At 64.6% G+C, this 11,514-nt stretch carries 10 protein-coding genes; 9 read left to right on the top strand and 1 reads right to left on the bottom strand.

Annotation, left to right across the window (positions count from 1 at the left end; translation table 11 throughout):
* The first annotated feature begins 5 nt into the window (after positions 1-5).
* Positions 6-701, top strand: coding sequence for a rhamnogalacturonan acetylesterase (locus A9Z00_RS14810; RefSeq protein WP_296979078.1), 696 nt, complete (start codon positions 6-8; stop codon positions 699-701).
* A gap of 126 nt (positions 702-827) precedes the next feature.
* Positions 828-1,628, top strand: coding sequence for a polysaccharide deacetylase family protein (locus tag A9Z00_RS14815; protein WP_296979080.1), 801 nt, complete (start codon positions 828-830; stop codon positions 1,626-1,628).
* A gap of 152 nt (positions 1,629-1,780) precedes the next feature.
* Here A9Z00_RS14815 and A9Z00_RS14820 read toward each other — a convergent pair whose 3' ends face one another.
* Positions 1,781-2,953 carry an acyl-CoA dehydrogenase family protein gene (locus A9Z00_RS14820; protein ID WP_296979081.1) on the bottom strand — a complete coding sequence of 391 codons (1,173 nt, stop codon included), beginning with the start codon at positions 2,951-2,953 and terminating at the stop codon, positions 1,781-1,783.
* Between the two features lie 236 nt (positions 2,954-3,189).
* On the opposite strand from A9Z00_RS14820, the gene A9Z00_RS14825 reads away from it, so the two are divergent.
* From A9Z00_RS14825 to A9Z00_RS14855, 7 genes are all read left to right on the top strand, one after another.
* Entirely contained in the window at positions 3,190-4,245 is a 1,056-nt protein-coding gene (locus A9Z00_RS14825; protein WP_296979083.1) for a Gfo/Idh/MocA family protein, read from the top strand.
* Positions 4,246-4,275: 30 nt separating this feature from the next.
* Positions 4,276-5,160 carry a sugar phosphate isomerase/epimerase family protein gene (locus tag A9Z00_RS14830; RefSeq protein ID WP_296979084.1) on the top strand — a complete coding sequence of 295 codons (885 nt, stop codon included), beginning with the start codon at positions 4,276-4,278 and terminating at the stop codon, positions 5,158-5,160.
* Positions 5,161-5,185: 25 nt separating this feature from the next.
* Complete coding sequence (locus A9Z00_RS14835; protein ID WP_296979085.1) at positions 5,186-6,049, top strand: sugar phosphate isomerase/epimerase family protein; 864 nt, start codon at positions 5,186-5,188, stop codon at positions 6,047-6,049.
* Positions 6,050-6,101: 52 nt separating this feature from the next.
* Positions 6,102-7,127 carry a Gfo/Idh/MocA family oxidoreductase gene (locus A9Z00_RS14840; RefSeq protein ID WP_296979232.1) on the top strand — a complete coding sequence of 342 codons (1,026 nt, stop codon included), beginning with the start codon at positions 6,102-6,104 and terminating at the stop codon, positions 7,125-7,127.
* A 282-nt stretch (positions 7,128-7,409) separates the two neighbouring features.
* On the top strand, positions 7,410-9,422 hold the full coding sequence (locus A9Z00_RS14845) for a hypothetical protein (RefSeq protein WP_296979086.1): 2,013 nt from the start codon (positions 7,410-7,412) through the stop codon (positions 9,420-9,422).
* 154 nt (positions 9,423-9,576) lie between these two features.
* Entirely contained in the window at positions 9,577-10,533 is a 957-nt protein-coding gene (locus tag A9Z00_RS14850; RefSeq protein WP_296979088.1) for an ABC transporter permease, read from the top strand.
* 20 nt (positions 10,534-10,553) lie between these two features.
* Positions 10,554-11,432: a carbohydrate ABC transporter permease gene (locus A9Z00_RS14855; protein ID WP_296979090.1), complete on the top strand. Its 879-nt coding sequence runs from the start codon at positions 10,554-10,556 to the stop codon at positions 11,430-11,432.
* Positions 11,433-11,514: the final 82 nt, after the last annotated feature.

Below are 11,514 nucleotides of genomic sequence, written 5' to 3' on the forward strand. Positions count from 1 at the left end.
GCACGATGTCCGATTTCCGACCGTTTACGATTTTTCTGGCGGGTGACTCGACGATGGCCGACCAGCCGGCCGACGTTTGGCCCCTCACCGGCTGGGGGCAGATGCTGCACCGGTTCGTGCCGGAAGGCGTCCGGGTGTCCAACCATGCGATGTCCGGCCGCAGTTCCCTCAGCTTCATTTTCGAGGGGCGGCTGGATGCGCTGCTGAAGGAGGCTTCGGCGGGCGACTGCCTGCTCGTCCAGTTCGGCCACAACGACGAGAAAATCGGGGATCCGACCCGGTACACGGATCCGGAGACGGCGTTCCCGGCGATGCTTCGTCGCTACATCGAGGCCGCCCGGCTGCGGGGCATGCGGCCGATCCTCGCGACGCCGGTGCAGCGGCGCACGTTCGGCGAGGGCGGCCGGCTCGTCGAGTCGCACGGCGCCTATCCGGACGCGGTGCGCCGGCTCGCCGCGGAGGAGCGCGTGCCGCTCATCGACCTGGCGGCGAAGACGCGGGAGCTCTACGAGCGGCTCGGACCGGAGCAGTCCAAGGCGCTGTTCGTGCACGCGAAGCCGGGCGAGCTTCCGAATTACCCGGACGGCGCGGAGGACAACACCCATTTCAGCGAGCTCGGCGCGCTGCGCGTGGCGGAGATCGCGGCGGAGGCGCTGGCGGAGCGGGGCGTCATCCCGCACGTGCGGCGGCCCGGGGGATGAGGATTCGGTGCGGTTCGGCGGCTCGTTTTTGCGGAATGCGGGAAGGAGTTTCCCGGCACGGAGACGAAATGGAATCGGGATGCCGCATGATCGGTTGACCGCAACGCACCAAACGGAGGGATGAAGATGCCGAGGATCGTGCTGGCTTTTCCGGAAGGGCGGCACAAGGCGCTCACGATGAGCTACGACGACGGGAAGGAGGCGGACCGGCGGCTCGTCCGGATCTTCAACGAATACGGCGTGCGGGGAACGTTCCACCTGAACGGCGGGCTGCTCGGAAGCGAAGGGCGGATCGGCGCGGAGGAAGCGGCAACCCTGTACGCGGGCCACGAGATCGCGGCGCACACGTTGACGCATCCGACGATCGCGCGCTGCCCGAAGGAGACGATCGTGCACGAGATCATGGAGGACCGCAAGGCGCTGGAGCGCATTACCGGCGAACCGGTGCGCGGGCTGTCGTATCCGAACGGCTCGCACAACCGGATGATCCGGGACATGCTGCCCCGCCTCGGCATCGCCTATGCGCGCGTCGTGCCGTCGTCGGGCGGGTTCGGGATGCCGGACGACTGGTACGAGTGGATGCCGACGTGCCACCACAAGGACCGGCTGATGGAGCGGGCGGAGGCTTTTGTCGGCTTGAACAAGCGGCAGTATCTGTATCTCATGTACGTGTGGGGGCACAGCTACGAGTTCGACCAGGACGGCAACTGGGATCTGATCGAATCGTTCTGCGCATTTATCGGCGGACGTGCGGACATCTGGTACGCGACGAACATCGAAATCCGCGACTACATGGAGGCGTTCGAGCGGCTGCAGTTCTCGGCGGACTGCCGCATCGTGCGGAATCCGAGCGCGACGAGCGTCTGGCTGTACGCCGACGACCGGCTCGTCGAAGTGCCGGGCGGGGCCGGGGTCGTGCTGGCGTGAGCCGGGGCGGCCGCTTCAGGTTCGGACGCGGACAAGTGCAATTGTGCACCGGGATTTTTTCGGATTCGGAGCCATCATGCCAAATTGGCCCCGAAATGAAAACGGCCGGTCGGAAATCTGTCTTCCGACCGGTCGATGCATTGAGCGGGCCGTCACCGCATCGCCTCCGCCTCGCGGATCGCGCGCTGCGCGAGCAGCCGCATCGTCACGTCGTCCATCGGCGGGTTGGAGAGGCCGAACCGGACGTCGCGGTACAGCCGCTGGAGCGGGTGGCGCATCGCGAGCCCGTGGGCGCCCGTGATGCGCAGCGCCTTGTCGACGACCGCGATCGCCGTCTGCACCGCGAACGATTTCGCGGCGGCCATCTCCGCCGGGTAAACGTCCGGATCATACGTTCCTTCGTCGTATTTCGCCGCGACGGCGTACAGGAAGTGCCGGGCCGCGGTCAGCGCGAGATCCATCTCGCCCAGCAGCTGGCCGACGTTCGGCGTATAGAGGATCGGCCGTTCGAGCGAATTCGGTTGGTATGACGCCGCGAACTTCAGCGCCTCGCGGCGCGCCGCCAGCGCGATGCCGAGATAGCAGGCGGGGACGTGCAGCAGGAACGGGTTCGGCGCGTGAACCTGCTTCGTCGTCTCGAGGGCGCGCGCCTCCCCGGGCACGAGGACGCCGTCCAGCACGAGATCGTGGCTCGCCGTGCCGCGCATGCCGACCATGTCCCACGTCGGTTCGATCGTCATGCCCTCCGCGCCGGCCGGGATCAGGAATTCCGTCAGCTCCCCGGTATCCCGAAGGACGGCGGTGACGATGAAATAATCCAGCACGGGCGCGAACGTCGAGAACGTCTTGCGGCCGTGGATGCGGTAGCCCCCCGGCACCCTGACCGCGTACGTGGCCGGCTTTCCGCCCCGGGACGGGCTGCCGGTGACCGCCTCGGATGCCATTTTGTTGATCAGCGCGCCGCGCTTCACGGTATCTTCGAAAATCCGGTCGAGCATTTCGTCCGGCCATGGCCGGCGCTGCACGACATCGGACAGCACGCTCACATGCCAGCCCATGCCGAGCGCGGTCGCCGGGTCGCCCTGCGCGATCCGCTCCTGATACAGCACCATTTCGTAGACGGTCATGCCCTGACCGCCCCGCTCGCGGGGCACGGGCCAGCCCGGATAGCCGATATCCCGCAGCGCCCGGACGAACCCCTCGGATATGCGATTCTCACCGTCGGCGGCGTGCGCGTCCGCCATGAAGCGGTCGGCCAGTTCGCCGAGCCGGGCCAGCCGTTCGTGCTGCCCGGCGGTCCGCGCGAAGGTGTCCATGATCGCCATCACCTGCACCGTCTGCGTCAAAATCGGTCACGGATTCGTTCCCCTGATATTGGCACAACCGGCCGCCGGGTGTCAAGTACGGCCATCACGGGACGGGCGACGTCGCGCTAATTAAAGACATAATAAAGACTTGTCTTTATATAATGTGGCCGGTATCATGGAAATTGGGGAACCATATGGCTGGACGGCCGCGGCAGACAGACCGCCCGGCATACCTGGAAAGGGGATGGAATCGGATGACCATCAGGATCGGCGTCATCGGAGCGGGCTCGATTTCCGAGTTCCATCTGGACGCGTACCAGGCGCAACCGGACGTCGAGATCGCGGCGATCTGCGACGTGAACGGGCAGCGGGCGCGGGCCAAGGCGGAAAAATACGGCGCTTCCCGCGTCTTCACCGATTACCGCGAACTGATCGCACAGCCGGACATCGACGGCGTCAGCGTCTGCACCTGGAACAACACGCACGCGGAAATTTCCATCGCCGCGCTCGAAGCCGGAAAACACGTCCTCGTGGAGAAGCCGCTCTGTAAGACGATGGACGAAGCGCTCCGGGTCCAGGAGGCGGTGCGGCGAACCGGCAAGGTGCTGCAGGTCGGCTTCGTTCGGCGCTACGGCGCGAACGCGGAAGTGCTGAAGCAGTTCATCGACAACGGCGAGTTCGGCGAAATCTACTACGCGAAGGCTTCCTGGCTCCGTCGGCTTGGCAATCCGGGCGGCTGGTTCGCCGACATCGAGCGTTCCGGCGGCGGCCCGCTGATCGACATCGGCGTCCATGTGATCGACATCTGCTGGTACCTGATGGGCAGGCCGAAGGTGAAGTCGGTCAGCGGCAACACCTACCGGAACCTCGGCAACCGCGCCAACGTGAAGCATCTCGAATACTACAAGGCGGCCGACTACGACCCGTCGTTCAACACGGTCGAGGACCTCGCGAACGCGCTCGTCCGCTTCGAGAACGGCGCGTCGCTCATGGTCGACGTCAGCTTCACGCTGCACGGGACGCAGCGCGGAGTGGAGGTCAGCCTGTACGGCGAGCGCGGCGGGATCATTCTGGAACCCGAGCTGAAAATCATCACCGAAAAATACGACACCATCCTTGAAATCACGCCGCAGATGGACCATCCGACGTTCGACTTCCACCAGGCCTTCGTGAACGAAATCGCCTGGTTCGTCGCGGCCATGAAGGGCGAGAAGGAGACGCTCAGCCCGGTCGAGGATGGCGTGGAAATGATGAAGATCCTGACCGGCATCTACGAGTCGGCTCGGATTGGCAAGGAAATCCAATTCTGAACGGATGTCGTCCGAAACGGGGGACAGAACATGGTGAAGCTGAACAACAAAATCGGCGTCATAGTCGACAGTTTCGGCGTCGGCGTGCGGGAGGGCCTGAAGAAGGCGAAGGCGGTCGGCGCGGAGGGCGTGCAGATCTACGCCGTCAAGGGCGAGATGGACCCGGACAACCTGTCCGCGGCCGCACGCAAGGAACTGAAAAAGGTCATCGAGGCTCTCGGCCTCGAAATCTCAGCGCTCGTCGGCGATCTCGGCGGGCACGGCTTCCAGGACGAGCAGGCCAACGCCTGGAAGATCGAGAAATCGAAGCGCATCCTCGACCTCGCCGTCGAGCTCGGCACGAACATCGTGACGACCCACATCGGGATCGTGCCGGACGATCCGAACAGCCGCATTTACGCGACGATGCAGGCGGCCTGCCGGGAGCTAGCGGAATACGCGGACTCCCTGAACGCCCATTTCGCGATCGAGACGGGTCCGGAGACGGCGGCCCATCTGCGCGCTTTCCTCGACACGCTCGGCAGCAGGGGCGTGGCCGTCAACTTCGACCCGGCGAACTTCGTCATGGTGACCGGCGACGACCCGGTGAAGGGCGTCCATATCCTGAAGGACTACATCGTGCACACCCATGTGAAGGACGGCGTCCGCCACAAGCCGATCGATCCGCGTTTCGTCTACGGCGCCGTCGGCTTCGACTCGCCGGATCACGACCGGGTCATAGAGCTGCTCAGGAGCGGCGAGTATTTCGAGGAAGTGCCGCTCGGCGAGGGTCAGGTCGACTTCGACGCGTACTTCCAGGCGCTCGTTGACATCGGCTACACCGGATACCTCACCATCGAGCGCGAGGTCGGCGACGATCCCGAGGAGGACATCCGCAAGGCGGTGGAATTCATCCGGGCCTACCGGCAGGCGTGACATCACGCGAAAGGAGCGGACGGACGTGAAGCTGGGATTGAGCAGCTACAGCCTGTACCCGGCGATCCGCGACGGGCGGATGACGATCGTCGACGCGGTGCACTGGACGGCGGAGCAAGGATTTGAGCACATCGAGATCGTACCGGTCGGATTCGATTTGTTGAACCATCCGGACCTCGCCGACGAGATCCGGCGGACGGCCGAAGCGTGCGGCATCGCGATCTCGAGCTACACGGTCGGCAACAATTTCATCGTCGATTCGGAGGAAGCGTTTGAAGCGCGGATCGCGGAGCTGAAGAAGCACGTCGACATCGGCGCGCGGCTCGGCGTGAAGCGGATGCGCCACGACGTGGCCTCGGTGCCGGTGCCGGAGGCGACGATCCACCGGTTCGAGCAGGAGCTGCCGTGCCTCGTGGAAGGGTGCCGCCGCGTGGCCGATTACGCCGCGCAATTCGGCATCGTGACGAGCGTCGAGAACCACGGCTATTTCATCCAGGCCGCGGACCGGGTGCAGCGGCTCGTGCAGCTCGTGGACCGGCAGAATTTCCGGACGACGCTCGACACGGGCAACTTCATCTGCGTGGACGAGGATCCGGTCGCCTCGGTGAAAAAGAACCTGCCGTACGCGTCCATGATCCATCTGAAGGACTTCTACGTGCGGCCGGCCTGGATGGAGTTGGGCAAGGGCTGGTTCAGGACAGCGGCGGGCCATTGGTTCCGCGGCGCGATCACGGGATACGGCGATCTTGATCTGCGGTCGATCCTGAAGGCGATCAAGGAGTCCGGGTACGACGGCTATATCTCGATCGAATTCGAAGGGCTGGAGGACTGCTTTGAGGCGTCGCGCCTGTCGCGGGAGCAGGTCCTGCGGCTGTGGGAACGTGTCTGAACGGGCGGAGGCGCCGGAACTGAAGACGAAGCGGAGGACGCTGGCGATCGGCATGGTCGGGCTCGACACGAGCCACGCCGTCTCGTTCACGCGCCTGCTGCACGACGAGCGTCATCCGCACCACGTGCCGGGCGGACGGGTGGTCTGCGCCTGGCCGGGAGGCTCGTCGGATTTCGAATTGAGCATTTCGCGCGTCGGGCGGTTCACCCGCGAGATGGCGGAGACGTTCGGCGCGGAAATCGTCGCTTCGCCGGAAGAAGTCGCCGAACGGTGCGACGCGGTCATGCTCCTGGCGGCCGACGGACGGACGCATCCCGGGCTGTTCCGCCGGATCGCGCCGTACGGCAAGCCGGTGTTCATCGACAAGCCGCTTGCCGTTTCGTCCCGGGACGCGGAGGAGATCCTGCGGCTCGCGGAACGGCACCGGGTGCCGGTCATGAGCTGCTCGTCGCTGCGGTTCGCGCTTGGGCCGGAACGGTGGGCCGGGGGCGGGGTGGACTCCGCGACCGCGCCGCGCGCCTCGGGCAGTCCGGCTTCCGACGGAAGCGGGCCAGCCCGTTCCGCCGGCCGGACATCCGCCGACGGAGATGCGGCCGCCGAAGAGGCGTCCATATATGGCGCGGACGATGCCGTCACCGGCGCGGACGTGTTCGGGCCGATGCCGTTTCAGCCGCCGCAACCGGGCTATTTCTGGTACGGCATCCACGCGGTGGAGATGCTGTACGCGGTGTTCGGCCCGGGGTGCGCGGAGGTCAGCGCGATCGCGGCGGGCGATCACGAGCTGATCGTCGGCGTCTGGGCGGACGGCCGCATCGGCACGGTTCGCGGCAACCGCACGGGAAGCGGCGCGTTCGGTGCGCTGATCCATCACGGGGATCGACGCGATCTGGTCGAACCGCCCGCCGATTATATGCTGCTTTACGCCGCCCTGCTCGGTCGGGTGCTGGAGCTGTTCCGCACCGGGCGGCCGGCGGTCGCCCCGCATGAGACGTTCGAAATCATCCGTTTCCTGGAAGCGGCGAACGAGAGCCGGGCGGCCGACGGAAAGATCGTCCGGCTCGGAAGACGGGAGTTGTAGCGGATTGGGGCTGTCCCGCATGCCATCGGCGATGATGGATGCGGGCGGCCTTTTTTTATGTTACAGATGCCAGTGAACCCCTGCGGAGTCTGCCACCCGCCGTAACGCGGATACCACGTTACAGAGACGGGTGAACCTTCCGCGGGCGAACCTCCCGCCGCGGCTCCCGCACGGGACGATTGCCGCGGCAGATTGAACGATCCTCTCATTGCGGCGTTTGCGGCCGCCCCGGTAAGATGGTGGCGAACACCGCGACCTGCCGTCGCGATGCGAAGAAAGGGGATGCCCATGCTGCAAAATCTCGCGTTCGGGGATCCGGAACCTCTCGGGGAGCCCGTGCGGACGCTCCTCGGACAGGCGGCCGCCGTCGGCGTCCGGGACGGCCGCGACGCGGAAATCTACTTTGCGGCCAACGGCTCGACGGCGGTGTTCCATTGCCTCGATCTCTGGACGGGCCGGTGCAAATTCCGGGCCGAAATTCCGGGGGAGGACGTCGTCTGGGGCATGACGGTCGGCCGGGACGGACGCGTCTACCTGGCCGGCGACCTGACCGGTGTGCTGTACCGCTATGACCCCGACAGCCCCCGTCTGGAGAAAATCGGCGCGCATCCCGCGGATCCTTTCGTGTGGGACCTCGCACCGCGGGGCGATTCGATCTTCGGCGCCACCTACCCGAATGCCCGGATCTTCGAATACGACCCGAACCGATCCGCCTTCCGCGACTGGGGGATGGCTGACGAGCGGGAACAATACGCCCGGGGAATCGCGGCGGATGAACGGTATCTGTATGTCGGCCTCGGCAGCACGGCGGGGCTGGTCAGGATCGATCCCGCGGACGGCAGCCGGACGAAAATCCATCTGCCCGGCGTCACGGGAAAACAGGGATTTATCGAACGGCTGTGGGTGTTCGGCGACCATCTGGTGTTTCAGGTGCAGAAAGGGCACATGCACGTGCTCGATCTGCGGGAATACCGGATCGTCGACCGGTTCGAAGCGGACGGGTTCGCCTGCGCGGAACCTCGGGAAGGCGCGCCCGGCGTCGACACCGGCCTACGGCTCTTTTTCACGAAGGGTACCGGCCTGTACCGCTGGGAAGGCGCGGGGCGCATTCGCCGGCTCGCGGTGCTGCCGATGCGGACGTGCGACGAGAAACTCCGGATCAAGGCGATGGCCTGGGTCGGCCGGAAGGGTACGCGGACTCCGGGCGGCGCGGGCGGAGGCGCGGACGGCAGGGTGCTCGCGATCGTGACGAATTACGGGGAATGCTTTCTGTACGATCCGGCCGTCGGCGACGCGCGGCGCGTGGAACTGGAGATCGAGCCCGGGCCCGTGCAGGTACAGGCGCTCGCCTTCGACGGCGAAGGACGTCTGATCGCGGGGGGCTATCAGCGGGGGCTTGCGCGCTGGAATCCGGAGGACAACCGGATTGAATGGGAACTCCTCCATTTTCCCCAGACCGAGGGGATCGCCGTCGGCGATGACGGGAGCGTCTATTTCGGCACGTACACCCAGGCCGTGATTTACCGCTACGATCCCCGGAAACCGTTCCGTCCGCTTCCCGGCTTCAGGGGGCCGGGCGCCAACCCGGAGCGGCTGTTCGCTATCGGGGAAGGCCAGGACCGCCCGTTCGCGATCGCCTCGGGCGACGGTTTCGTCTTTTTTGGCACGGTGCCGGATTACGGCTTGCTGGAAGGGGCGCTGACCGTCTATCGCCCGAAAACTGGCGAAATCCGCGTCTTGCGGGGCATCGTGCCGCAGCAGAGCATCGTGAGCCTCGCTTACCGTGACGGCGTGGTGTACGGCGGCTCCTCGATCGCGGGAGGCCTCGGAAGCCGCCCCGTTCATGACCGGGCGGAGCTGTTCGCGTTCGACGCGCGCGAAGGCCGGCTGCTGTGCCGGTTCGCGCCCGAGATTCCCGGCCTCGGCGTGCCTCCGAAAATGATCGGCGAGCTCGCCGTCGGGCCCGACGGCCTGCTGTGGGGCATCGCCTGCGGCGCCGTCTTTGCGTACGAACGCGGCGCGATGCGCCTGGTGAAATCCCGCGTCTATTTTCCCGGCGAAAGCCCGGGCAGCCTGTACCGCCCGCCGGCCCTCCGCTTCGGCCCGGACGGCCTCCTGTACGCCGAACTGGCGGGGAAGCTCGTCGTGATCGATCCGGAGACGCTGGAGCATCGCGTGATCGACGAGGAGCCGTTCGAACTCCTGGCGATCGGTCCGGACGGCCGTCTGTATCAGGCGCAGGGATCGCGCGTTTTCCGGCGAAGCGTCATCCGTCCGGCGGAGGGCGAAACGTGACCCGCCGGCGGGTCGCGGCGGCCCGAGCGGGCGGCGGATAACGTTTGAACGATTGTACGGGTAAATCGAAAGATTGACTAATGGAAAGCGGTTTCGTCCGTAACTACAATGAAAATAGCCACGGGGCGACAGGATTCGCGGAAAGGAGAGCGCCATGGACCGTGCGTCGTCGATTCCGGCGCCGCCGGAAAAGCGGAGATCGGGGCCGGCCGGACTGCTGAAATTCGTGGTGCGCAACCGCGCGCTGTACATCATGCTGCTCCCCGGCCTGGCCTATCTGGTCATTTTCAAATACATTCCGCTGTCGGGGAGCGTCATCGCCTTCCAGAATTTCAACATTTTCAAGGGCATCTGGCACAGCGAGTGGGTGGGATTCAAATGGTTCGAACAGTTCTTCACCTACCCGCAGCTCCGGCGGCTGCTCGTCAACACGCTCCTCATCAGTTTCTACCAATTGCTGTTCGCGTTCCCGGCGCCGATTCTGCTGGCCCTGCTGCTCAATGAACTGCGCAGCATGGTCTTCAAGCGGACGGTGCAGACGATCGTCTATCTGCCGCACTTCTTCTCCTGGACGATCGTGTTCGGGTTCACCTATATGATTCTGTCGGTCCAGACCGGCCTGCTGAACAACCTGATCGAATCGCTCGGCTTCGAGCGGATCAATTTCCTGCAGAAGGCGGAATATTTCCGTTCGATCATCGTCGGGACCGGTATCTGGAAGGAGACGGGGTGGAGCGCGATCATCTTCCTGGCGGCGCTGGCCGGGATCAGCCCGACCCTGTACGAGGCGGCCAAAATCGACGGAGCCAACCGGTTCCAACAGCTTCTGCACATCACGCTCCCCGGGATCATGCCGACGATTGTCATCCTGCTGCTGCTCAGAATCGGCAACATTCTCGATCTCGGCGCGGAGCAGATCTACATGTTCTTGAACGAGCTCACCTACAAGACGGGGGACGTGCTCGACACGTACACCTACCGGATCGGCATCCTCGGCGGCCAATACAGCCTGACCACCGCGATCGGGCTGTTCAAGTCCGTCGTCGGATTCCTGCTGATGGTCCTCGCGAACCGTCTGAGCAAAAAAATCACGGGCGAAGGCCTGTATTGAGCCGGCCGGGGTGAAAACAGATGGCGATCAAGCGGTCATTGGGTGAAAAAATCTTTGACGTCTTCAATGTGTTCGTCCTGACGATCGTGTGCCTGCTTGTCCTCATCCCCGTCATTCACGTGATCGCGGGTTCCTTCAGTTCGACGCAGGCGCTGATCCGGAATCAGGTGTTCCTGCTGCCGGTCGACTTCAACCTGGACAACTACAAGCTGGTCGTCCAGAACAGGACGTTCTGGAACACGTTCAAGAATTCCGTCCTGCTGGTCGTCGTCGGCACGGCCGTCAACATGGTCATGACGCTTCTGACGGCCTATCCGTTGTCCAAAAGCTACCTGAGGGGGCGAAAGTTCTTCATCCTGGCGTTCGTGTTCACGATGATTTTCCACGCCCCGCTCATTCCGACGTACATCCTGATCCGGAACCTCGGATTGCTCGACACATTCTGGGCGCTGGTCATTCCGCCGGCGATCGGGATGTTCAACCTGATGCTGTGCATCACGTTCTTCCGTTCGCTGCCCGAGGAACTGTTCGAGGCGGCGCGGGTGGACGGCATGAGCGAATATCGCATCCTGTGGCAAATCGCGGTGCCGATCTCGATGCCGATCATCGTCACACTGCTGCTCTTTTACTCGGTCAATCACTGGAACAGCTACTTCAACGCCCTCATTTACATCACGGACCGGAAACTGTACCCGTTGCAGTTGTATCTCTACCATCTTCTCGCCGAAGCGAACGCGATTGACAACTACCGGGGCGTCACGACCGTCAACCTGGACACTTCGCCGCAGGGGCTGCAGCTCGCCACGATCGTCGTCGCGACGGTGCCGATCGTCGTCGTCTATCCGTTCCTGCAGAAACATTTCATCAAGGGAGCCATGCTCGGTTCCCTGAAGGAATAGCATTCGTCCCGGCTCCCGACCGGAGATCCGCGGATTCCGCCCCGGCCTCCGGAGAAGCCGGGGCCGGGGGAATTCCGTCCGA

The organism is Thermobacillus sp. ZCTH02-B1, assembly GCF_002159085.1.
Taxonomy (GTDB): Bacteria; Bacillota; Bacilli; order Paenibacillales; family Paenibacillaceae; genus Thermobacillus.

Coding starts and splice junctions, on each gene's coding strand:
- A9Z00_RS14810 (WP_296979078.1), top strand. CDS start 6: ATGTCCGATTTCCGACCGTTTACGATTTTTCTGGCGGGTGACTCGACG.
- A9Z00_RS14830 (WP_296979084.1), top strand. CDS start 4,276: ATGGTGAAGCTGAACAACAAAATCGGCGTCATAGTCGACAGTTTCGGC.
- A9Z00_RS14820 (WP_296979081.1), bottom strand. CDS start 2,953: ATGGCGATCATGGACACCTTCGCGCGGACCGCCGGGCAGCACGAACGG.
- A9Z00_RS14845 (WP_296979086.1), top strand. CDS start 7,410: ATGCCCATGCTGCAAAATCTCGCGTTCGGGGATCCGGAACCTCTCGGG.
- A9Z00_RS14850 (WP_296979088.1), top strand. CDS start 9,577: ATGGACCGTGCGTCGTCGATTCCGGCGCCGCCGGAAAAGCGGAGATCG.
- A9Z00_RS14840 (WP_296979232.1), top strand. CDS start 6,102: ATGGTCGGGCTCGACACGAGCCACGCCGTCTCGTTCACGCGCCTGCTG.
- A9Z00_RS14855 (WP_296979090.1), top strand. CDS start 10,554: ATGGCGATCAAGCGGTCATTGGGTGAAAAAATCTTTGACGTCTTCAAT.
- A9Z00_RS14825 (WP_296979083.1), top strand. CDS start 3,190: ATGACCATCAGGATCGGCGTCATCGGAGCGGGCTCGATTTCCGAGTTC.
- A9Z00_RS14815 (WP_296979080.1), top strand. CDS start 828: ATGCCGAGGATCGTGCTGGCTTTTCCGGAAGGGCGGCACAAGGCGCTC.